We start from the raw sequence: 25,544 nt of genomic DNA, 5'->3' as shown, positions 1-25,544 counted from the left end.
ACAATGAATAGTACCCCCTAAAGTCGAATAGTATCCCTTGTAAGCTCGAGATGAGTATATGTAATATAATCGTATAACTATGTGCAACACTCATCTACGAAATAAACTAAGCTAGGGACATAGTGACCTTTAAGCAAGAGTAGATTATGGGGAGGTAGCATAGGAATGCATAAGGGGAGTACATTAGTTGAGTTACTCACTTTGAATCGGACGAAGGAAAAAGGAATTACGTTTGTTAGCAGGAAACAAGAGAATTATGTATCCTACGATGATTTGTATCAGAAATCGGCTGCTTATCTCGGTTATATGCAAGAGAAAGGACTGAAGAAAGGGGATCAAGTCATTGTATTGCTTCAAGACAACGATCACTTTCTTTTTACATTTTGGGCCTGTATTTTAGGTGGCATAATCCCAGTCCCTATTCAATATGCAACAACTGAAGAGCAAATAAATAAATTTTTTGAAGTATGGAATATTCTTGACAATCCCTATGTTGCAACAGATTTTAAACAGTATGAACACCTCCAACAAGTGTCAGCCCAGCACGAGAAATATCAATTTACGAATTATCAACGCGTATTGATTTATGATCAATTAAACCTCAATGATCAGGGAACTCCTCCAGATATATCTCCTAATGATTGTGCCTTTATTCAATTTTCTTCAGGATCTACCGGCAAGCCGAAAGGTGTAATGTTAACCCATAATAATTTGCTTACAAATATACGAGCGATCGTAGGCGGTTCTCAAGCAACAGAGAAGGACTCCGCGATCAGTTGGCTACCTTTAACTCACGATATGGGTTTAATCGGGTTCCATTTATCACCATTATATGCATCCATGAATCAGTGGATAATGCCTTCTACTTTGTTTATGATGCAGCCGATGTTGTGGCTAGACACTGTTCATAAGCAACGAATATCAATGCTTTCATCACCGAATTTTGGCTATCATCATTTCCTTAAGTTCTTTATGGAAACGGTTGCAAGTGAATGGGATCTTTCCTGCGTTAGACTTATTTATAACGGGGCAGAGCCAATATCAGCTCAAATATGTGATGATTTTCTAACTCGTTTAGCTCCTTACGGCATGAAAAGAAATGCAATGTTTCCGGTATATGGTCTAGCTGAGGCAAGCCTTGCTGTGACATTTCCTCCCGTTGAGGAGGAGGTTGTAGCTATTCATGCGGCTAGAGAAGCCTTGCAAATCGGCTCCCCACTAGTTTTGTGTGAAGATCATGAAGGAAATCGGGTCACATTTGTTGATGTTGGTTTTCCGGTTGCTGAATGTGAAGTGCAAATTTGTGGGGATGATCATGTCCGACTACCGGAAGGAACGGTTGGGCATATACATATTCGTGGAAAAAACGTAACTTCCGGATATTACAAATCACCATTAATCAATGCGAATTCATTTACAGAAGATGGGTGGTTTATTACGGGAGATATCGGCTATATGCAAGGCGGGAGACTTTGTGTTACAGGCCGACATAAGGATATCATTTTTATTAATGGTCAAAATGTGTATCCTCATGATATAGAAGGAACGATAGAATCTTTAGAAGGGATTCAACCTGGTAGAACTACGGCCTGCGGAATTTATAATGATGCATTGGGAAGTGAAGAAATTGTATTTTTCGTGGCACATCGTGGCGAGCCTGAAACTTTCGTGAATCAAGCGGAAAGAATTCAACGAACGTTGAACAGCCGCATGGCGATTGATGTAAAATACGTGCTTCCAGTTAGAACAATTCCGAAAACAACGAGCGGAAAGATACAAAGATATAAGCTGGCAGAGCAATTTATTAACGGGGAATTTACTAGTGTTTTACAGACGCTAGAAAACTTAATGAAAGTAAAGCTCAGTCAAAAGGTTTGCAAACTGCCTCAAAATGATACAGAAAGAAAGCTGCTGAATATTTGGCATGAAGTGCTTAACAGAGAACAGATTAGTACGGACGATCATTTTTTTGAGATTGGCGGACAATCTTTGAGCGCTTCGCTCGTTCTAGCCAAAGTTGAGCATGAATTCGAAGTAGAGGTTCCAATCCAGCGTATATTTGAGCTTTCGACTATTGCGGAGATGGCTAGATTTATTGATCAAGCGGAGAAGATTCAAATCCTTCGTGTAGAGCCGCTTCGGGAACTAAGAGAAGTATACCCAACGACATTTGCACAACAAAGAATGTATATGGTGGAGCAATATGAGGGTGTAGAAACGGCTTATGTCATCGCAGGTGTGATGAAGATTACTGGAAAGCTCAACAAAGATGCGTTGAAACATGCTTTTTCTGAATTGATAGCTAGACATGAGGTACTGCGTACTTCTTTCCACACTCGGGAGGATGGAATTGTGCAGCGAGTTCACGATCACGTTGCTGCTGCTATCGAGTGGTTGGATGTTGAGAACGAACCACTGGAAGCTGAGCTTCGCTCGTCTATTCAGCCCTTTAATTTGGCTGAGGCTTCGTTAACGAGGATGCAAGTATGGTCATGGGCTGAACATCAATCTGTTATATCAATTCATATTCATCATATTATTTCAGATGGTTTTTCGATGAATTTATTAATGGATGAAATGATTAAGCTATATCAAGGGCAGCAGTTACCTGTTCCCGCACTTCAGTATAGGGACTATGCTAGTTGGCAGCAGGAAATGATGGCTGCGAATCCAATGAATGCCGAGCGACAATATTGGCTGGATACGCTACAAGGTGATCTTCAGGTGACAGAGCTGTTAACGGATCAGCTTAGACCTTCAACAAAAAGCTATGATGGTGCGTATTCTACATTCAATTTAGATAAAGAGACTTTTATAGCTTTACAACAACTTGTACAGCAAACGCACACGACATTATATATGGTGCTGCTATCTGCCTATAAAATTTTATTGTCCAAATATTGCAGGCAGGAGGATCTCATTATCGGGTCTCCTATTGCAGGGAGAAATCATGCTGGATTAGAACGAATGATCGGTATGTTTGTTAATATGTCTGCATTAAGAAGCTATCCGGAGGGCGACAAAAAGTATTCGGACTACTTAAATGAAATTAAAAAAATGTCTCTAGAAGTGTACGAGCTTCAAGATTATCCATTTGAGTTTGTCGTAGAGCAATTGGGCGTTCATCGCGACCCAGGTCGAAATCCATTGTTTGAATATGTTTTTGTCCTTCAAGAGCAGTTGCTTGTGCCGGAAACTGCTAATGAATTAACAATTCAAGCTAGTATTATTGAACCGAGTTCGGTTCCATTTGATTTAGCGCTAGAAGCTGCTGTTCACGAAGAAGGTCTTGGCTTTACTTTTCGCTATGCTTCACAATTATTCAATGAACAAACGATAAATGGATTGGCAGAGCATTATATACGTATCATTCATGACATTGTAAAGTTTCCAGACAGAAAACTTAAAGATATTAATATTTTATCAATTGAGGAGGAGCAGCTATTAACGAACGGCTGGAACCTAGCATTTGATTCTTATCCGAAGGATCAGACAATTACTCAGTTGTTCGAGCGACAGGCTGGGGATAATCCAGATGGAGTTGCTGTTGTATTCCAAGGAAAACATTATTCGTATCAGGAAATCAATGAAAAAGCAAACCAATTGGCATATGCGCTTATTTCAAAAGAGCTGGGCAATCATTTTGTTGCCGGATTAATTGTTGACCGCTCACTAGAGATGATTGTGGCGATTTTAGGGATACTTAAAGCTGGCGGGGCATATTTGCCAATTGATCCAACGTTTCCAATGGAACGAATAGAATACATGATGAATGATAGTCAAGCAGCATGTCTCTTAACGATGCGAAGTCGTGAGGGGGTTTATTCCAAATTTAAACATTTATTGTTATTGGATGATGGATCGTATGATAGCTTGAATTGTGCGAATCCTCCACGGATGAATGATGCTGCGGATGTAGCTTATGTGATGTACACTTCTGGATCAACTGGAAATCCAAAAGGGACATGCACGATGCACTACAACATTACTAGAGTTGTGAAAAGCACGAACTACATTACGATTACAGAGCAGGATACGCTGATGCAGCTATCTAATTATGCTTTTGATGGCTCTACATTTGATATTTTTGGCGCACTATTAAATGGTGCAAGGCTTGTTATCGCTGATTCAGAAACAACAAAGGATATGCATCGGTTAAGTGAACTTATCGTCACTGAAAAAGTAACGGTATTTTTTGTGACCACAGCTTTGTTTAATGTGATTGTTGATGAATATATCGACTCGATCGCTCATGTTCGTAAAATATTATTCGGTGGAGAAAGAGTTTCCGTTCTTCATGTGCAAAAGGCGTTTCATGTACTTGGACCAGGCAAGCTCATCCATGTATATGGACCGACTGAAACGACGGTGTTTGCGACATATTATGAGATTAATCAATGGGATGATCAAAAGAGCTGTGTCCCAATAGGAAGGCCGATTAATCGAACTAGTATCTATGTAGTGGATAGTTATGGCCGGCCGCAGCCAATAGGTGTACCAGGGGAGCTTTGGATAGCGGGCGATGGATTAGCACAAGGATATTTAAATTTACCAGATATAACAGCGGAAAAGTTTATTCAACATCCTTATGATGTGAAAGAGCGAGTGTACCGAACGGGAGATTTAGTTCGTTGGCTTCCAAGCGGGCATATTGAATTTTTGGATCGAATGGACCAGCAGGTTAAAATTCGTGGATTCCGTATCGAATTAGGTGAGATTGAGAGATGTTTACTTGCTCATCCACATATTCAAGAAACGATCGTGGTATCACTCGGAGAGAAAGAAAATGCTTCTATATGTGCTTATTATGTAGCGAATGTAGAACTAAATACAGAGGAAATTAAATTATACTTATCTGAAAAATTGCCTTTATTCATGATTCCTACAGATTATGTTTCGTTAGAAGAGATGCCACTAACTTCGAATGGGAAAATAAATCGAAAGCTGCTGCCATCTCCAAACGAATATTGTAATCAACAAGACACGTACTCGCCGCCAACGGATGAAATAGAGCGTAAGCTTACGGTTATATGGGAAGAGCTACTACAACGTAAACCGATTGGCATAGAAGACCATTTCTTCAATCTAGGAGGCCATTCTCTTAAAGCTACGATCTTAATTGCTCGAATTTATGAGCAGTTTAATGTTAAAGTTCTATTTCAACACTTTATGCGAGTGCCTACGATTCGCACATTGTCTGCATTGATTCAGCAAAATGAAGGAATAACCTTTACTTCTATACGCTCGCAAGAAAATGAAAAAGGAGAATATTCCGTTTCACCTGCTCAAAAACGATTGATGATTCAGGAGCAATTTGAATCTATGGGTACAAATTATAATATACCGATCGTTTTGAAGGTGAAAGGTTCTATTGATCCAAAGCAAGTAGAAGCAGCTTTGGAACAGTTGATTGCCATTCATGAACCACTGCGAACATCTTTTTCTTGGAGTCAAGGAAATATGATGCAAACCGTGCATCCACATGCTCGTATTCATGTTCATACCGAATCGGTAGGTCATGATCTATTGGATGAACATTTAAAGCGTTTAATTCATCCATTTGATTTATTCGAAGCTCCGTTAGTACGTGTTTGTCTGCTGAAAACTGCCGAGAAAGAGCATTATTTACTGATCGATTTGCATCATATTATTGTGGATGGGGTTTCCGTTCAGATGCTCTTAGATCAAATGTTTCAGATTATGGTGGGACAACCGTCTTCAGCACCACACCTGCACTATAGGGATTATGTTCAGTGGCTAGAGGAGGAAAGCAAATCTGATGATTTTGCTCGGCAGCAGCAATATTGGAAGGAACAGCTAGCTGGTGAGTTGCCTGTCTTGAACATGCCACTTAGCTTCCCACGTCAGGAACATAAAACATATCGCGGTGAAACGATTCCATTTACCGTGAATGCAAAGCTCGGGGAGCAAATTCGCTTATTCGCTCTGCAGGAGAACGTAACGATTCATACTGTTTTGTTTGCCGCATACAGTATAGCGCTTTATAAATATTGCGGTCAGGATGACTTCATGATCGGTTCCCTTGTGGCAGGACGCAATCATCCTGAGGTTCAAGATATGGTGGGAATGTTCAATAATTTCTTACCGATTCGTTGTCGCTTAGCTGAGCAGCAATCATGCAGAAGTTGGATTCAAGATCTTCATCGCGTATTAATGGATGCTTATGACCATGCGGATTATCCTTACGATCAAATGATCGCTGATACTCATACTTCCATCGATCCTTCAAGGAATCCTTTGTTTGATACGATGCTTGTCGTTCATAGTCAATTGGAATCCCCGAAAGTGTGGCAAGTCGGTGAATGGGAATGCTCACGCTATGATCTTGATTTAGGACAAGCTAAGCTTGATTTTAAATTAGATATTTATTTAGAGGAGCAAGGAGAGCTCCGCTGTTATTTAGAAATGAATACCGATCTCTATTTGAGAACAGCAATGGATCGTTTTGCACAGCATTTTCAACAAATAGCAGAGCAACTGATTAGCAAGCCTGAACTATCCTTAATGAAGTTGGATATGCTCAGCCTACAGGAAATGGAGCAGCATTTATTCGGATTTAATCAAACGTACGAGCCGTATCCTATAACACAAACATTAGTAGATCAATTTGAACAACAGGTTCTTCTCACCCCACATCAAGTAGCACTTACATATCAAGAACAGCAATGGACTTTCCTTGAGGTTAACCAAAAGGCAAATCAACTAGCTAGAAAACTAAGAAATTCGGGTGTACAGCGAGAAGAAATTATTCCGATTATGACTGAACGATCATTGGAAATGATTGTAGGCATTTGGGCAATTTTGAAGGCTGGTGGAGCTTATTTGCCACTGGATCCTCATTATCCTCTTGAACGCAAGAAATATATTATTGAAGATAGTCAAGCGCAAAGAATTTTAATTCAAAACAAATTGATTTCATTGATCTCTTTAACGAATGATGAGATACAAATAATTGATCTAAATGAGGCGTCAAATTATGATGCAGACGATCGTCCGCTTGAAACCGTCAATGAATCACGGGATTTGGCATATGTCATCTATACATCAGGATCGACAGGTCAGCCTAAAGGCGTACTCATTGAGCATCGATCTGCTATCAATCGTTTGAACTGGATGCATAGAAGCTATCCGATTGATGCAACGGATGTAATTTTGCAGAAAACACCATTTACTTTTGATGTATCTGTATGGGAGTTATTTTGGGGTGCTACAAAAGGAGCGGTCTTACATTTGCTTGCTCCTGAAGGAGAAAAGGATCCACGCGAAATTATTGAAGCGATCCACCGGCATCAGGTGACAACCCTGCACTTTGTTCCATCTATGCTGCAAATCTTTTTACTACATCTCCAGCAGCATCCGGAGGATATTGGGAAGCTGAGTAGTATGAAACAAATATTTGCAAGTGGTGAAGCGCTTCATATTCATCAGATGCGGTTATTCCAGTCACTATTGTATGAGCGATTGGGAACTAGATTAGTGAATTTGTATGGTCCGACAGAGGCTACGGTTGATGTGTCCTATTTTGATTGTTTTTCTGAACAAGTGGATCAGCTTGTGCCGATAGGCAAACCGATTGATAATATACAGCTTCTCGTTTTGAATGATCATTTTCAGTTGCAGCCAGTCGGTGTACCTGGGGAGCTATGCATTGCGGGGGATGGTTTAGCACGAGGTTATCTCAATCAATTAAAATTGAGTGAAGAGAAATTTATTGATCATCCGTTCAACAAAAATAATAAGCTTTATCGTACGGGAGATCTTGCTAGATGGCGTGAAGATGGTCAAATTGAATATTTAGGAAGAATGGATTATCAAGTTAAAATTCGTGGTTATCGAATTGAGTGCGATGAAATTGCTTTCCATATGAGCTCAGATTCCAGGATGCGAGATGCGATCGTTATTGCTCATCAAGATGCTCAGTCGGAATACTACTTATGTGGTTACTATATTTCTGATGAAGAAATAAGTCGGAAAGAGTGGGACACGCATTTAAGTAGGAGTATGCCTGAGTATATGATTCCTAGTTTCTATATACGAATGGATCAATTTCCTTTAAGTGCAAACGGGAAAATTAATCGGAAGTCTTTGCCTTTACCGGACGTGCATACTCGAGATGAAGTGGAATATGTAAAGCCAAGTAATGATATTGAGTTTAGGCTGACTGCGATTTGGCAGGAGATATTGGGTGTACAGCAGGTTGGCGTCCAAGATAATTTTTTCAGCTTAGGCGGACATTCATTACGTGCTGCTCAACTCGTTATGAAAATACATGAAGCTTTTCACATTTCTATTTCATTGAAAGAAGTATTTCAGTCACCTACGATTAAACAATTGGCTGATCAGATTGCTTCAGCAGAAAGGGAACTATTTGTTCCAATTGCTCAAGTGGAGTTGAAGGAAAACTATCCACTTTCCTCAGCGCAGAAGCGTTTATTCATTTTGCATCAAATGGAGGAAGCGAGTACAGCTTATCATTTGTCACAAGCGATTGAGATCAACGGTTTGCTCGATATACAAAGGTTAGAGGCTGCCTTTGGGTTACTTATCGAACGTCATGAATCTTTACGAACCAGCTTTAGTTGGTCCGAGGGTGTACCTGTACAGCGTGTACATCCAGAGGTGAATTTCACAATCGACATCGTAGATGGACGAGAAGAGGATGCAACGCTACGTTCTTTCCTTCGCCCGTTTGATTTGGAAGCAGCTCCGTTGTTGCGCGTTGTCTTAATTGAGAAATCGCCGAATCAGCATATATTGTTGTTCGATATGCATCATATGATTGCTGATGGCCTATCTACTGTACATTTGGCAAATGAATTTATTACGTTTTATAAAGGAAAGACTTTACAGCCGTTACGAATACAGTATAAAGATTTTACGGAGTGGCAAAATCAGTGGTTGGATAGTGAGTCAGCTTTGGTTCAAGAGCAATTCTGGGTCGAGCAATTTGCCGATGGCTTCTCAATTTTACAGCTTCCGACAGATTTTGTGCGACCATCAAGGAAAACAACTGAGGGAGAGCGAATCGTTGCACAATTAAGTAAGCAGGATTCGCAGGTCATTCGTAATTTGGCAGTGGAGTATGGAGCGACCCCATATATGGTTCTGCTTACCGCATTTTATGTGCTGCTGCACAAATATGCTGGTCAAGATGAGATCGTTGTCGGTACGCCAGTTTCAGGAAGAACACATGAAGACGTCCAACCTCTGATCGGAATGTTCGTTAATACGCTAGCTTTAAAAACAAAAGTTGAAGCAGACAAAAGCTATAGCGAGCTGTTAGCTGCAACGAAAGAGTTAACCATCGAGGCGTTTGAACATCAAGACTATCCATTTGAGCATTTGATTGAACAATTGAAGCTTGAACGGGATCTTTCACGCAATCCATTGTTCGATGCTATGTTTATTGTACAAAACATGGGGATGCCTGAACTGAGGTCAGATGAGATTACGTTTACGCCATATGCACTTAAGCATGAAACTGCAAAATTTGATTTGACTTTGGAAGTTATCGAGCATACTTCAGCATTTACATTAAACCTGGAATATGCGACTTCTTTATTTACGAAAGAAACCGCTGAGAGAATGCTGCAGCATTATATTCAAATTATTCAAAGTGTATGTAAAAATCCAACTAGTACAATCGCTGAGCTGAACTGGATGAGTGAGCAAGAAAAGCAAGTTGGAATCAATGATTTTAATGCAACATCAAAGGCTTATCCAGATGATCGGACACTGCTTGATTTTTTCGAGATCCAGGCAGTGGAAAAAGCAGATCATATTGCGATTCAATGGGCAGATGAATCGCTCACTTACGGTAAGCTTAATGAGCGAGCGAATCAACTGGCGCGAACCTTGCGTGAAAACGGTACTAAGCCGGATGGAATTGTTCCATTATTGATTGAGCGTTCTCCAGAAATGCTGATTTCCATTTTGGCGATTTGGAAAGCAGGAGGAGCATATTTGCCGGTGTCTCCTGATTTCCCGACAGAGCGAATTCAATTTTTATTGCAGGATAGCGGATCCAATATTTTAATAAGCCGTACAAAATATTTGAATCTATTAGGAGAGAAAACAGGCGAAGCTCAAGCAATAATAGAAATTGATGTGGACAAGGAGTCATCCTATCATTCTGACAGCAGCAATCCTCCACTTGTGCATACGAGTCGGAATTTGGCATATGTCATTTATACATCAGGTTCAACGGGGCAGCCAAAAGGGACAATGATCGAGCATCGATCAGTCACGAATCGACTCCTATGGATGCAGGATCAATATCCACTTTTACAAGATAGTGTGATTTTACAGAAAACACCATTTACATTTGATGTGTCTGTATGGGAACTGTTTTGGTGGATGATTTCTGGTAGTAAGGTGGCTCTTTTGGAAAATGGCGGGGAAAAAGATCCGACGCTTATTGTGAAAGCAATCGAACAATATCAAGTGAGTCATATGCATTTCGTTCCACCTATGCTCAAGCTGTTTTTGGAGCATTGCCATCGTTTGAATACGATCCCGGGGCTAAAAAGTCTTGCCTATGTTTTTGCAAGCGGTGAAACATTGCAAGTTCCGCAGGTGGATCAATTTAAATGGTTAAATGATCATTTCAATACACGATTAATTAATTTATATGGGCCAACGGAAGCAACTGTTGATGTGTCTAGTTACGAATGCAGTTGGAATGCGCCAACAAACGCTGTGCCGATCGGCAAACCAATCTATAATACTTCGTTATTGATTTTAAACGATCAATTCAACGTGCAACCGATTGGTGTTCCAGGAGAATTATGTATTGCAGGAGATGGCTTGGCGCGAGGCTATGTGAACCGACCGGAATTGACTGAAAAAGTGTTCGTAGATCACCCATTCCAAGCTGGGCAAAAGATGTATCGTACAGGAGATTTAGCTAAATGGATGCCAGACGGAAATATTCAATACTTGGGAAGAAAGGATAACCAAGTCAAAATTCGTGGTTTCCGGATTGAATTAGGGGAGATTGAGCATATTGTGCTGGAGCATGAGCATATCCGGGAATGTGTTGTAGTCGTAATGCATAACAAGCAGCAAGAGGTATATCTTTGCGGTTATATTGTGGCAAGCAAATCCCTTTCCAGTACAGAAGTTAAGCAGTGGCTGCAGCAAAAAGTACCAGAATATATGGTACCTGGTTATATCATTCAAGTAGAACAAATGCCTCTTGGCTTTAATGGGAAGATAGATCGAAAAGCACTTCCACAGCCGCAAAGACTGGTAGAAGGAAACGACACTTTAGTATTACCTAATAACGAAATCGAGCAGCAATTGGCGATGATTTGGAAAGAATTATCAGGGATCGAAACCTTTAGTGTTCACGACAACTTTTTTGATATCGGAGGGAATTCATTACTGCTCATAAGGGTGCAAGCAGAAATTACTTCCTTGTATCCTGATGTAGTTAAAGTGACCGATTTATTCGCGCATCCTACGATATTTAAACTGTCCGAATATATTCAAGCTCAGAAACAGCAAAGTGTAGTTAAGAAAGTTCCGCTGTTGTCGTGGCCATTAACTGATTTTGAGTTTCTTGGATCACAGCAAATGAGAATGGAATATTTTTATTCACCTAAGAGTGAAACGATACAATATCTGTCGTATATTGCTGCCGATTTAGAAGTGGACATCAATGAAATATGGCTTGCTATATATTGTTATTTACTCCACCAACGTTCTAAGGAGCAGGATATTATCATTCAAGTTGTGCAAAAACATGTTCAGGTTATTGAACTGCATCAAAACTTTACTCAAGTAAGTGACTTTAAACAACTGATATTGAATATCCACGAATGTCTCAAGCAGGAGTCAGCTGAGATTGTTCCACTGTCCGAATGGCGTGGAAAAATCGTGAAAACAAGAGCAAAGGGAGTTCTATTACCTGTATTCTCGATGGATGAGCTTCATTCTTTCGTAGAGGAAAGCGACTATGATATTTGTCTTGGAGCGAGCATGTCTGATAAGCAGGAGATACAGCTGGCACTTCAATTTAATGGAAAACGTTTGAATCAGGAAAGAATGAAAAGGTTTCTCAATTCTTTCGTTCAGGTTATGGATCAAGTGATTGAAGCCTTTACAGTCGAGTTAAACGTTGCAGTTACAAAAGAAGATCCACAGAATTGAAAGAAGGCGAGAGTGAGAAATGAAAACAAAGTATAGAAGCATATTTAATATGGTATGGATCATTGCCATTTATTTTGTTTTATTTTACGGTTTATTACAGGTTTATTCGAGAATAATTTTTCCAACCTCTAGTTGGTTTGCAGAAAACCCGCTTACATTTATTGTATTTAATGATATTATTCAAATGCCTATTTTATTTTTGATTATGTTAAAAGTTCGAAAGGTTCATATTTTTAAAGAGGCTAATTTTACAAGACCAAGCCTGCTGCAAATAGTAACGATTGTATCGATTGGACTGTTAATGGGATGGTTTACAGACTTGTTTTTTAGTTTGACTTGGATACAAGCCCAGTTTCCACAGTTTGAGGAGATTTTAGCTTATCTTAATGATGGACCAAGCGTACTAGTCTTTCTTGCATTTTTATTGTATGGAAATATTTTCAAAGAAATGCTATTTCGCGGCATGATTTTTAAGGAGTTGCGTAAGCTTGTACCACTTACAATTGCTATTATCGTTCAAGGCTTACTATATGGCGGATTATTTTTCAACTTTGACATTCCATTGACTACGTATGGATTTATAGGGGCGGTAGTATTCGCTTTGTTGTATGTTCGTTATCGTACGATTTGGGCACCTATATTAGCACAATATGCATGTCAAGGCAGCCAGTTTTTATTTAGAAGAACGGACACTCATGTGACAGATCCAACTATGCAATACACATTTTTAACGGTTACCGGTATTCTTATTGTTGTTTTATTAGTCGTTATTTTCAATAAACATAGGGGATCGCGTATACATGCGATCCAAAAGGAGAATAGCTTGTGAAAATCGTCCGAGCCATCGCTTTTATCGTGTTATATTTAGCGGTCTATGTTGTCATTCAGCTTGTTAGCCAGAGGATATTATATCAAGTATCCTCTGAAGTATTATTTATCTTGAACAATGGAGTTACGCTTATCATTTATTGGCTCTTGTTAAAGGCTCGTAAGCGCTCATTGTTTTCATTTTGTCGCTTTAAGCGTACATCGCAAAAAAACACATTTATTAATGCACCTATGATTGGAGTAGCATTAGGAACGGTCATCTATAGTACTGCTAGTCTTCCCAGCATTCGGGAGCAATGGCCGCAAATTTATAGTTTAGTTGAATTTGTAGGTGGAGGGAGCACGATTTGGTTAACCTTACTAGGCACTGTATTAGTCGGCTCTTTATTTGAAGAAGTACTATTCAGGGGATTAATATTTAATGAACTACGTATCGTGTCTCCAGCTTACATCGCGTTAGCTGTTCAAGCAATTTTATTTGGGCTCATTCTAATGGATCCGATATTAGGAAGTTTTGCAGCACTAGGAGCACTTGTGTATGGGGTCATTAGCTGGGCCTCCCAATCTCTTTGGGCTTCGTTAATTACTCATATATTTAGTAGCGGAACGGTTATGTTTTGGCTCCAAGCGGGTTCGCAAATTAATGATATTTCTCCAACGCTTTTGTTTACGGTGAGTTTAGTTGGACTCCTTGTTTTATTAGTTATTCATCTTTTATTGACAGTGAGAGAACGCTCATCGATATCCTTAATAAATGAGGTGAGTAAATGAAAAAAGTAGTCTTGTTATTCCCAGGACAAGGCTCTCAAATGGTTGGAATGGGGAAGTGGTTCTATGATCATCATCCCATTGCTAAACAAACTTTTGAAGAAGCGAATGATATTCTTGGCTGGAATATAGCCGACACCTGTTTTTATGGCTCACTAGAAGAGTTAACGAGTACTGATATTGCCCAACCGGCACTAATGACTACTTCTATTGCGATGTATCGAGTGTATATGGAGGAGTTTGGACTGCGTCCTTTTGCGGCAGCTGGACATAGTTTGGGTGAGTATACCGCGCTTTGCAGCGCTGGGTCGATATCCTTTGAAGATGCCTTGAAGCTGGTTGATTTTAGAGGGAAAACGATGAAGGCGGCGGCAGAACTGGGTCTGGGTACAATGATTGCTGTTGGTGGAATCGATTATTTAACGGTCGAGGAACAATTGACAAAACTTGTTCAAAGTAAGGAAGAAGCTTGTATAGCTTGTTATAATGGACCGTTTCAAGTCGTCATCTCGGTATCCTATTCAGCGCTAGAGCAAGTGGCATCTTATTTCCGAAAGATAGGAGCTAAGGTGACCAATTTGCAGGTGGGAGCTGCTTTTCATCATCCATTTATGCAGTCTGCTGCCGATCAATTGAAGCACGAGCTTGAGCAGATTCAAGTTGGGGCATTGCAATATAAAGTTTTATCGAATGTCACAGGTCATGCGATTGATTTAAAGAAGCAAAGTTTAGTTGAGGAATTAACGCTGCAAATGACAGAGCCTGTACGGTGGAATAAGTCGATGAACATATTGCAATATTTGGGAGTCGAAATGGCAATTGAAATGGGACCGAAAACTGTGCTGAAGCAGTTGTGGAAGAGTCATGCTGCAATTGAAGCAATCGCTTATAACGTTACGGAAGATCGCAAGCAACTTGCAATTAAACTCACAAACAAAACAAGTAGACCAATGCGCTACCACCATCCGCTTTCGAAGTTTTTAGCGATTGCTGCTTCAACACCAAATTACAATGTGAACACTCAAAAAGTGAAAGCGGATGTGATTGAACCCTATCAGCAATTATTGCAGCTTCACAGTCAATTAGAGCAAGTGAATAAGCAGCCTAGTGAGAAAGAAGTTCAACAAGGGCGGCAATGGCTGGAAACGATATTGCAGTCGAAGGGTATTCCGCTGGAGGAGCAGCTGGATAGGTTCTCAGAAGTGGACAGTATTTGAAGGGGAGGTGCGGACAATGAAAAAATATCTGGGTACAGCAGCTAATATCGCAATTTATTTTATCATATTCTATTTTTCTATGTATGTCTTCGAGCTCATGATGAAGGTCAAGCTTTATTCGACAATCATTGTAGCTAATCCATCGATCAACTTAATTTCGATTTTTTGTTTGTCGATGCTATTATATTGGCTTGTGCACAAATGGAATTTGATATTTCTGAATACAGAGCGGAAAACGTTGGCAAAGGTATTGAAATTGGTGAAAGTTACTCCTAAAACTGCGGGTTTCAGTTTTCTAATTGGACTTGCAGGTGCATTAGCTAGTATTGGACTTCTTCAGATCGCTTCGTTAAATAAAATGTTTCCAGATTTAGAGGAAAACGTGCATATGATGATGAATAGTGGGAATTTTGTGCTGATTATCGTTGCATTAGGTATTCTTTTTCCTGCATTAGAAGAAGTCATTTTTAGAGGCTTGATGTTCAATACTTTGAAAAAGGTGATGCCAATTTCGGTAGCGGTTATTATCCAAATGGTTGCATATTGCCTCGTTCAGCCGAGTGTTGCTTTTATGCTTATTTCGGTCGTTACAGGAACCGTTTATTGTCTTATTTATATTATTGTACGTTCTTTATGGGCGCCAATCATTGTGCAAACTACTGCGATGAGTCTGTTTTTTATCGGGTACAAGTTGGAGATTGGAAGTGGGATCAGCAATGATCCACTAGCATTTACAGTTACCATAGCGGGTTTAGTTATAATGATCGGCTTAACGATTTTATTAATGCGGAAAAAAAGAAGGTCACAATTAACGACGACATATTAGATTGGAGGGATAGGCATGCTACAATTTCAATCGATTCAATTAGAAGAAGAGAACGAAGCAGCGATTGAAATTTCTGAAATTTCAAATAAAGATATTGCGATTATTGGAATGTCGGCGAAGCTACCGCATGCCAAAAACCTAGAGCAATTTTGGGAAAACTTAGAGCAAGGTTTGGATTGTATTGGACCACTTCCGGAAAATCGCTTACAAGATATCGAAGAATACATGCGGAGGATTGGAATTGACCAGAAGTCTGCTAAATTACTAGATTGCGCTTTTTTAGATGATATTAGTATGTTTGACTATTCATTTTTTCGATTGTCGCCTAAAGAAGCTAGCTTAATGAATCCAAATCAAAGAATGTTTCTACAAACAGCCTGGCATACGATCGAAGATGCGGGGTATGGCGGAGATGCTTTGAGGGGAAGCAGAACTGGAGTTTTTCTCGGTTATAATGCAGACAGCTTTCATGATTATAAACGAATGATTGAAGCTTTGGATCTACAATCGCTTGGGATGGCTATTCCTGGGAACTTGAGTTCGATGATTGCGAGTCGAATTTCGTATTTGTTGGATTTTAAAGGTCCTGCGCTAATGGTAGATACAGCTTGTTCATCTTCCTTGGTTGCATTTCATTTGGCTTGTCAAGCAATTCGTAATGGAGAATGTGAACTAGCGTTAGTAGGCAGTTCAAAAATCTATACTTTTCCGGTCGATGTCGGCATTAGTGTCGGGATTGAATCAGCCGATGGACGAGCTAAGCCATTTGATAATGATGCAGATGGAACGGGAGGCGGAGAAGGGATTGTAGGTGTACTGCTAAAGCCATTGCATAAAGCACTAAAGGATGGTGACAGTATTTATGCTGTCGTGAAAGGCAGCGCAACAAATCAAGACGGCAGCTCAATTGGGATTACTGCTCCGAATGCAGCAGCGCAAGAGGATGTGATTGTGCGTGCATGGCAGGATGCCAATGTCGAGCCTGAAACGATATCCTATATTGAGGCTCATGGGACAGGGACTGTGCTCGGAGACCCTATTGAGATTGATGGGATTACGAGAGCATTTCGCAATTATACTGAGGCAAATCAATTTTGTGCAGTCGGATCGGTCAAAAGCAATATTGGGCATTTAGATCACGCTGCGGGGTTAGCGAGTTTGGTGAAGACAGTGTTCGCTTTGAAAAAGCGTAAGCTTCCACCAACGATCCATTTTACGCAACCAAATTCAGCAATTGACTTTATTCGTTCTCCTGTGTATGTCAACGAACGTATGAGAGAGTGGGAAGCGAAGTCTGGAATTCGAAGAGCTGGTGTTAGTGCTTTCGGTATGAGCGGTACAAATTGCCACATTATTTTGGAAGAGAGTCTCCAGCATACGGAAACAAAGGAGATAAAGGAACTGAAGCAAAGTCCTTCTATCTTTACTTTATCAGCCGAAAGCTATCGCTCCTTATTGCAAATGACCAATGATTATATTTCATTCTTCTATCAAGAGGATGCTATGCATCTATCGATTCGCGATGTGTGCTTCACTTCTGCAGTAGGTCGAGGGCATTATAAGTATCGATTTGCTTGCATTGTGGAAGATATTCAAGACTTATTGCATAAATTGGAGAAAATGAAATGGATGCAGTTGAATCAAATAGATGCGGCACAAGCAGAAGTGAAGGAAATATTTATTGGAGAGAAGCTCATGGCTGCTATGGGAGCGAAGGATGATATCAAAGAAGTGCAGGATATTATCTATAAAACACAAGATGCTGAGCTTTGTGCGAAGTATGTTCAAGGTGAATCGATTGATTGGCGTGAAATTTTTGCAGGGGAAAGAAGAACTCGTCTACATCTGCCAGTCTATTCGTTTCAAGAGAACCGATGCTGGATAGAGCCAAACGCTGCGAGTACTTATTTGGATGTGAGTCCTGTAGCGGCAGCAGCTGCATTTGATAAGGAAATGATAGCGTTATCTGAAAATAAAAAGGTTTATTTAACAGGAAAAGACTCTGAAAAATACGATTCGCTAGAGGAAGATGTCGGGCAAATTGTAGGTCAAATATTAGGATTCCAGGAAATTGACGTTAACGAGCATTTCTACCAACTTGGGGGAGACTCGATCATTGCTTTACAGGTTGTTCATGAGATTAATCGTCTATTAAACGTTTCTATTGAAATTTCAGATGTTATACAGCAAGGTACGATTATAAATTTAGCTTCATTTATTCAAACATATAAGGGTCAGCCTGCGAAAGTAACAAGCTCCCTTCCATTAGTTCCGGCGATTGAACAAGAGAATTATCCTGTTTCCTCGGCTCAGAAGAGACTGTTTTTATTGGATCGATTGCAGTCAACTAGTACGAGCTATAACTTAATCGAGGCTTTGCGATTGAAGGGGACGATGGATCGTAGCCATTTGGAAAAAACTTTGCAATTGCTCGTTAATCGACATGAATCTTTAAGAACAAGCTTTTATTTTCAAAATGGTGATCCGGTTCAACGTATACACGATAATATGTCCATTGAGGTCATGTGGATGGAGGCGACTGAGAACGATATAAACACTCAGCTTCAACAATGTATTCAGCCATATGATTTAAGCTCGGCTCCTTTATTTCGCGTCTTCGTGTTTAATATGGCTAATGATGAGTATATCCTTCTCTTTGATATGCATCATATTATCTCAGACGGTACATCAATGGGGATATTAATTCGAGAATTTGTTGCTTTATATGATGGGCATGAATTACCGCCTTTGTCATTACAGTATAAGGATTATTCGGTTTGGGAGCAGGAGGCTTTACAATCAGAGGAAATGGCAAAGCAAAAGCAGTTTTGGCTAGAAGCTTTGTCAGGAGAGCTTCCTATACTTGATCTTCCTTTGGATTTTGTTCGTCCATCGATTAAAAGTGAAAAAGGCCATACGTTGTACTTTGAAATCGATGAAACACAAACGCAGGAATTGAAGCAGTTTACTCGGGAAGCACATGCATCCTTATTTATGGTGATGATGAGCGCGTATCAAATTATGTTGTCTAAATACTCGAAAAGTGAAGAAATTGCTGTTGGAACGCCGATTGCTGGTAGATTGGATCCACAATTAGACGCTTTGGTAGGCATGTTTATTAATACACTGGTATTCCTAAACAAGCCTTCAAAGAATAAAACCTATGAGCAATATTTGAATGAAGTGAAAGAATACTCACTTCAAGCGTATCAGCATCAAGATTTTCCTTTCGATGACTTAGTGCGGGAATTAGGCTTTACGGATTTAAGTCGTAATCCACTCTTTGATACGATGTTCATTATGCAAAATTTGAAAATACCTAGTATGGTCGGAGAGCATTTCGAACTTAGTTCACATGCGATTACTATGGATACTGCAAAATTTGATCTTATGGTTCAAGCAGTAGAACGACAAGATCGAATCGAATTAATTGTGGAATATTGTAGCGATTTATTTCACCAGCGTACGATTGAACAAATGATGGGACATTATATTGAGCTATTGAAGCAATGCACTCAACATCCACAAAAGAAAATTGGCGAGCTGAATATGCTAACGGATAAGGACTGGCATCAGATAACTGTACAATTTAATGATTTATCAGGTGAGTTTAATGAAGGGCTAATGATTCACCAAATGTTTGAGAAACAAGCAAGATTGAATCCGAATCAATTTGCAGTTGAATTTGAGGATCAGTTTATTACTTACGGTGAACTTAATGAGAAGGCTAATCAGCTAGCCAAACGGTTGAGAAGCGAAGGTGTTCAATCGGATGAAGTAGTTGGCCTGTTGACGTACCATTCGGTAGAAATGATGATCGGTATTATGGCTGTGTTAAAGGCAGGAGGGGCTTATTTACCGATTGATCCAGAATATCCCGATGCTAGAAAGACGTTTATCCTTAATGATTGTAAAGTGAAGGTCGTATTAACGAATGTATCTGGGGAATTGAATCTAGGAGAGGATAAAGAGATTATTCATCTACTAGATGATAGCCTGTACACAGGGGATTCGCGTAATCTCCAGCCAATTCAAAATTCACGTAATCTTATGTATGTAATTTATACATCTGGTTCAACGGGAGAGCCGAAGGGCGTTATGATTGAACATCGCTCCTTCCACAATTTTGTCTACACTATGAATCAACATTGCGGCCAAACGTTTGGAACAAAAGATCGTGGACTGAGCTTAACTAATATTTCTTTTGATGTGAGTGTAAGTGAGCTGTTTTTACCATTAGTGTTTGGGGGAACATTGGTTCTGTATGATATGAGAAATTTTGTCAATGTCAAGCCATTGGTCGAAACGATTGTGAATAAGCAAATTACATTTGCCTATATTCCTCCTACAATTTTATCTGCAGTAGCAAAAGGTTTGTTAGAGCATCGGGATCTAGTGAAACTTAATAAAATGTTAGTCGGTGTTGAATCTATACAGGATGTCTTATTGGAACAATTTATGAGCTTGAATCCTGATATGTACTTAATTAATGGGTACGGTCCGACTGAAGTGACGATATGCTCCAATATGTATATATATCATTCTCGAACACCTGAAGGAAAAAATGTGCCAATTGGCAAACCGCTTTATAACAATCAAGCGTTTATTTTGGGAGATGGGGATATACCGGTACCGGTTGGGGTAGCTGGTGAGCTATGCATTTCCGGTAAAGGATTGGCTCGAGGTTATATTCATAGACCCGATTTGACTGACCGCAGCTTTGTCCCTCATCCGTGGATTGCCGACGAGAGAATGTATCGCACAGGGGATTTGGCGAAATGGCTGCCTGATGGGAACATGGTTTATTTAGGGCGAATAGATCGTCAAGTGAAAATTCGCGGCTATCGTATCGAGTTAAGTGAAGTTGAAATCCATCTATTAAAATATTCTTCGATTCAAGAGGTTGTGGTGATCGCTGAAGAAGATAATGAGGGGTACAGCTATTTATGTGCCTACTTTGTAGCTGATGTCGAGCTGTCTTTGAACACTTTACGGGAAGCGGTACTACAGAATTTACCGAGCTTTATGATCCCTTCTTATTTTGTTCAGATTAATGAAATACCGTTAACAGCAAATGGAAAGATTGATCGTAAAGCATTAAAGAAGCTGGAGGGGAAGCATTCCCGATTAGAGTCTTATGAAGCGCCAAGCAATGAGCTAGAGAAAGAAATCGCATCGATATGGCGGGAAGTTTTGAACATGGACGAGATTGGAATTCATGACAGCTTTTTCGAGCTAGGCGGCCAATCTATTCAAGCTGTTCGCGTCCAAATCGAAATGGAAGACAGAGGCTTGCCTGTAGAGGGATTGAATATTGTTGAACATAATACGATCAAAGCATTGGCTCTAAAAATAAGTGAGTTCAAAAAAATGGAAGAAGGAAAGGGAGATATATAATGGTAATAAATTCAAACAACCCTGAAACAATCGACATGATCCTGGAGAACATCGTGTACCCGTCGCTGGAAGAAATTCTAAGTGCCAATGAGGTTCGAATTGAGTTTAATAGGGAGACAGTACTTTTCGGTGAAAATGCTGTATTGAATTCGTTGGAGCTTGTAAGCTTTATCGTGGTTGTGGAAGAACGAATCAATGAAAATATGGAATCCAACGATATTACGTTAACTAGTGAAAAAGCAATGTCTAGATCATCGAGCCCCTTTAAAACAGTAGGGACACTTGCAGAGTATATTGAAGAGCTGTTAGAAGAGGAATCCGCATGAGTGCGCCAATTACAGTCATTACAGGAACTCGCAAAGGAATTGGCAAATATCTCGCTCAGTATTACGCTGATTTGGGTCATTATGTTGTAGGATGCAGTCGTAATGAAGCGGATTGGGAGCATGATCGTTATGATCATGTTGTCGCTAACGTTTCGGAGGAAGCTGAGGTAAAGCAAGTTATGAAGCATGTCAAGAAAAAATACGGAAAACTGGATATTATGATTAATAACGCAGGCATAGCCTCTATGAATCATAGCTTGCTAACTCCTTTATCGACTGTTAAAAGTATTTTTGATACGAATGTTACGGGGACATTTTTATTTACTAGAGAAGCCGCCAAATTAATGATGCAGCAACGTTATGGTAGAATTGTCAACTTCTCAACGGTTGCTTATCCGCTGCAATTGGAGGGTGAATCCATCTATGCCGCTTCTAAAGCGGCGGTTGTATCATTTTCCGAGATTGTCGCTAGAGAATATGCCAACTATGGTATTACCGTGAACTGCGTTGGACCTACACCAGTCATGACGGATCTGATTCGGACTGTTCCGCGTGCAAAGATGGATGAGTTGATTGCAAGGCAATCGATCCAACGAATGGGTACATTTGAGGATGTTTCTAATGCGGTTGATTTTTTTATTCGGAAAGAGAGTGATTTTATTACAGGTCAATGTATTTATTTGGGAGGGGTATAAGGGATGCATACTTGCTTTCTGCTTGAGAGATTCAAGGAATACGGCTCAAACGATGCAATCATATGGAAAAATAAAGCTTACAGCTACGAGCAATTACTAGATGGTTTCGAGCATAGTAAGGTTTTTCTGGATAGCCATCAGATTCAAGCGGGAAGCATCGTAGTTCTTGAAGGTGATTTCACACCGAAAACATTAGCACTCATGCTCGCTCTAATAGATCGAGCATGTCTGATCGTTCCATTGACAAGTGGTATGAAAAGCCGAGAGTTGGATGTATATGAAATAGCTCAAGCTCAATTCGTTATTGCTATCGATGCGGAGGACCAGGCTACTGTTCAATCATTCCCGACAACTCCTACACATGAATTGCTCTTGGCTATCCAAGAGCAAAAGCATCCAGGTCTAATTTTATTCTCCTCTGGTTCAACTGGAAAAAGTAAAGCGACCGTTCATAATTTTTCCGTCATGTTGAAAAAGTTTTCTACAAATCGAAAAAGAGCCGGTAAACGAATGATGGGCTTTCTGTTTTTTGATCATATTGGGGGAATTAATACTCTTCTTAGTACATTGGCCAGTGGTGGATGCATCGTTACATTGCAGGATCGTTCACCAGATGAAGTATGCGCCTCGATAGCCAAGCATAATGTACAAGTACTGCCAGCGTCTCCGACATTTTTAAATTTATTATTGCTTAGTGAAGCGTATAAGCGACATGATTTGAGCAGCCTAGAGCTGATAAATTATGGTACGGAGGCGATGACGGAGCATACTTTAGCACATATGAATCGTATTTTGCCGCAAATTAAATTGTTACAAAGCTACGGTATGTCTGAGATCGGCATTATTCGTTCTTCATCACAATCCTCCAACTCTTTATGGATGAAATTCAAAGGAGAGGATTATGAGACACGGATTGTCGACGGGCTGTTAGAAGTAAAATCGGAATTCACTATGTTGGGATATTTGAATGCCGAGAGCCGCTTTACAAACGATGGCTGGTATCGAACAGGGGATGCCGTAGAGTGTAACGGTGAGTATATTCGTATATTAGGACGCCAATCGGAAATGATTAACATTGGCGGAGAGAAAATTTATCCAATTGAAATTGAAAATGTATTGCTAGAGATGGAAGAAGTGGTTGATGTTTCTGTATGTGGTGAGAAGCATATCATTACGGGGACGATGATTACAGCTACCATTCAATTAAACTATGACATGCCTGCTGCGGAATTTAGAAAACGAATGAGAACGTTTTGCAAGGACAGGCTGCCGTCATGGGGGATTCCGCAAAAATGCTTGTTTGTTCAAGAGCTTACTTTTGGAAACAGACTGAAGAAGAAAAGGGTTCAGTCAGGGGGAGAAAAAAATGTATTCAAATAAAATCAAGCCATTTGATGAATTTTGGATGAATTGTATTTTGAATCAAATGTTTTCTGTAGCTTGTACGATTGAACCTAGCTATCGCTATGCAGCTTATTTAAATTCGTATCAATATTTTCGTTGGGAAGCGGCAACTGATCCTTTATTTAGATATCCTACGATAGATTCAATGTATTATTTGGACTATTTATATGCAAATGAAGGAAAGAAACAGGAATTCTCCCTTTCCAATGTAGTTGGCCCGCTAGACCTTTACTATTTCAAGGATAACGATAATTACCTGCAAGAGATCAAAGAATTATGCAGGACTAAACAAATATTTTCTTTAAATGTAGATCTATACTATTGGATTCCCAATAGTATAGCTTACGAGAAGTTTCATTGGTATCATTATTCTTTATTTAACGGATACGATGAAAAAACGTCAACCTACTATGTTATAGATGACAATTTGGACGGCTATATGGAGCATGGCGTTCCAGAGGAGAGGTTGGTTGCTGCTTATGAAAACTCTGAATATTGTACAAATCCGAACTATAAGCTTCCACCAATTTTAAAGTACAGTATTCGTGAGGAAATCCCACCGTATGAGCTTAGTTTGGAAGAAGTACGCTATCATGCCGCTCGTTTAATAACTGAGATCCAAGCCTTCCAGATAGAGGGCTTATGGAATATAGAGCTGGATGAAAGTAGATTAAATGATTATCTCACCTATAGTATGGTCGGATTGAATATTATTGCTAATCGACATAAAGCAAATGATTCACTGATTAGGTCATTACATGAATTATTATTGATTTCGACCAGTACGTACGAAATGCTTCTTTCACAAATTCAAGATATTAGAAACGGTTGGGAACATACTAAACAGCTTTTTATAAAAGCTTCTATTTTGAGAAAATTGGATCAGGCTCAATGCTATAGGCTCATGAAATCCTTGTTATCGAAGGAGGTCATATTATGGGAGAACTTGCTCAAGCAAAGCCATTAAATGTATTGATGAACAAAAAAGTATATTTTTCCATTTCTGATTTTTCAAATTATATTCCTGAGCAACAATTTTCAGTTCAAGACGGTGTGGAGCTTTTGCGGAAGCAGGGAATGGCAATTACGGAAGAGCAAGTGGAAGCATTTCAAAAAAAATATGGATTTAGGCATGCTCCATTCGAAACAAAACTAACGATGGAAGAAATGATTATTGCAGCAATTACTCCAATACTGAACAGAAATTCGATTCCAATCCAAACTATTCTGTTTGTAAATGGTGGAAATTGGAATTCGCAGCATAATTTATTCAAAAAAATAATTCAAACGTATGGTCTTCAGCATACGAATATTTACTCTATTGGAAAGCAAACATGCGCATCGTTTCATATGGCATTGCGTATGGCGACAAATCTGTTTTCTTCAAATCCCGATCAAGGAGCGATCCTCATTGTTTCCGCTGACAAATTAAGTGGAAGTTCGCATAAGCTAACTGAATTTTATTTATGTGGCGATAGTGCCACTGCATGTTTATTAACACGATCCGGAGAAGGTCACAAAACGTATGAAGTGTTTAATCAAGATGGGTATGTTTATGATGAATCGAACTTAGAAGGCTTGGCACTTTTTAATACAACCTTTTTTCTAGGCATTCGTGGTGCGATTCAGTCTATTCTCAAGCAAGCAAATCTCTCGTTAGGCGATGTTAAACTAATTATAGGTTCTAATGTGAGCTTGGTAGCATGGGAAACAGTGGCCTTATTACTACGTGCTCCGTTGGAAAAGTTTTACGTAAAGACGAGTGAAGTAGGACATTTGCCGAGCTCAGATATCCAGTATAATCTTCAGCAGGCGATTGCAGATGGATCGATTGTGCAGGGAGATTTCTATATTACGATTAATGTTGGCTACGGAGGTTTTATGGGCTGTGGACTCCATCAATATTGAA

11 protein-coding genes are annotated in these 25,544 nt (G+C 39.7%); all 11 read left to right on the top strand.

The annotated features are described in order from the left end of the window. Positions 1-165: 165 nt before the first annotated feature. From NAG76_19055 to NAG76_19005, 11 genes are read left to right on the top strand one after another with little or no spacing between them, the layout of a single operon-like run. Positions 166-12,174, top strand: coding sequence for an amino acid adenylation domain-containing protein (locus NAG76_19055; protein ID URN93902.1), 12,009 nt, complete (start codon positions 166-168; stop codon positions 12,172-12,174). Between the two features lie 19 nt (positions 12,175-12,193). Next, a complete protein-coding gene (locus NAG76_19050) occupies positions 12,194-13,003 on the top strand; it encodes a CPBP family intramembrane metalloprotease (protein ID URN93901.1) in 810 nt (269 codons plus the stop codon). Then, complete coding sequence (locus NAG76_19045; GenBank protein URN93900.1) at positions 13,000-13,773, top strand: CPBP family intramembrane metalloprotease; 774 nt, start codon at positions 13,000-13,002, stop codon at positions 13,771-13,773. The genes NAG76_19050 and NAG76_19045 overlap by 4 nt, the downstream gene beginning before the upstream one ends. Then, positions 13,770-14,987 (top strand): ACP S-malonyltransferase, encoded by a 1,218-nt coding sequence (gene fabD, locus NAG76_19040; protein URN93899.1) that lies wholly within the window; start codon positions 13,770-13,772, stop codon positions 14,985-14,987. The genes NAG76_19045 and fabD overlap by 4 nt, the downstream gene beginning before the upstream one ends. A 16-nt stretch (positions 14,988-15,003) precedes the next feature. Next, on the top strand, positions 15,004-15,813 hold the full coding sequence (locus NAG76_19035; protein ID URN93898.1) for a CPBP family intramembrane metalloprotease: 810 nt from the start codon (positions 15,004-15,006) through the stop codon (positions 15,811-15,813). A gap of 15 nt (positions 15,814-15,828) precedes the next feature. Further along, positions 15,829-21,210 (top strand): amino acid adenylation domain-containing protein, encoded by a 5,382-nt coding sequence (locus NAG76_19030; protein URN93897.1) that lies wholly within the window; start codon positions 15,829-15,831, stop codon positions 21,208-21,210. Continuing rightward, positions 21,210-21,536, top strand: a complete 327-nt coding sequence (locus tag NAG76_19025) for a hypothetical protein (protein URN93896.1) — start codon at positions 21,210-21,212, stop codon at positions 21,534-21,536. Before NAG76_19030 ends, NAG76_19025 begins: the two co-directional genes overlap by 1 nt. Beyond that, positions 21,533-22,231, top strand: coding sequence for an SDR family oxidoreductase (locus tag NAG76_19020; GenBank protein URN93895.1), 699 nt, complete (start codon positions 21,533-21,535; stop codon positions 22,229-22,231). The genes NAG76_19025 and NAG76_19020 overlap by 4 nt, the downstream gene beginning before the upstream one ends. Before the next feature lie 3 nt (positions 22,232-22,234). Further along, on the top strand, positions 22,235-23,611 hold the full coding sequence (locus NAG76_19015; GenBank protein URN93894.1) for a fatty acid--CoA ligase family protein: 1,377 nt from the start codon (positions 22,235-22,237) through the stop codon (positions 23,609-23,611). Continuing rightward, complete coding sequence (locus NAG76_19010; GenBank protein ID URN93893.1) at positions 23,598-24,602, top strand: hypothetical protein; 1,005 nt, start codon at positions 23,598-23,600, stop codon at positions 24,600-24,602. Before NAG76_19015 ends, NAG76_19010 begins: the two co-directional genes overlap by 14 nt. Then, complete coding sequence (locus NAG76_19005) at positions 24,572-25,543, top strand: hypothetical protein (protein ID URN93892.1); 972 nt, start codon at positions 24,572-24,574, stop codon at positions 25,541-25,543. The genes NAG76_19010 and NAG76_19005 overlap by 31 nt, the downstream gene beginning before the upstream one ends. The last annotated feature ends 1 nt before the right edge of the window (position 25,544 follow it).

The sequence above is a fragment of the Candidatus Pristimantibacillus lignocellulolyticus genome (assembly GCA_023639215.1).
Taxonomy (GTDB): Bacteria; Bacillota; Bacilli; order Paenibacillales; family Paenibacillaceae; genus Pristimantibacillus; species Pristimantibacillus lignocellulolyticus.
The sequence above is the reverse complement of the archived record's forward strand: the minus strand, read 5'-3'. Positions and strand labels throughout refer to the sequence as shown.

Bases quoted from the DNA above. Each gene is read 5' to 3' on its own strand.
- NAG76_19055 (URN93902.1), top strand. From the start codon at position 166: ATGCATAAGGGGAGTACATTAGTTGAGTTACTCACTTTGAATCGGACG.
- NAG76_19050 (URN93901.1), top strand. From the start codon at position 12,194: ATGAAAACAAAGTATAGAAGCATATTTAATATGGTATGGATCATTGCC.
- fabD (URN93899.1), top strand. From the start codon at position 13,770: ATGAAAAAAGTAGTCTTGTTATTCCCAGGACAAGGCTCTCAAATGGTT.
- NAG76_19035 (URN93898.1), top strand. From the start codon at position 15,004: ATGAAAAAATATCTGGGTACAGCAGCTAATATCGCAATTTATTTTATC.
- NAG76_19030 (URN93897.1), top strand. From the start codon at position 15,829: ATGCTACAATTTCAATCGATTCAATTAGAAGAAGAGAACGAAGCAGCG.
- NAG76_19025 (URN93896.1), top strand. From the start codon at position 21,210: ATGGTAATAAATTCAAACAACCCTGAAACAATCGACATGATCCTGGAG.
- NAG76_19020 (URN93895.1), top strand. From the start codon at position 21,533: ATGAGTGCGCCAATTACAGTCATTACAGGAACTCGCAAAGGAATTGGC.
- NAG76_19015 (URN93894.1), top strand. From the start codon at position 22,235: ATGCATACTTGCTTTCTGCTTGAGAGATTCAAGGAATACGGCTCAAAC.
- NAG76_19010 (URN93893.1), top strand. From the start codon at position 23,598: ATGTATTCAAATAAAATCAAGCCATTTGATGAATTTTGGATGAATTGT.
- NAG76_19005 (URN93892.1), top strand. From the start codon at position 24,572: ATGGGAGAACTTGCTCAAGCAAAGCCATTAAATGTATTGATGAACAAA.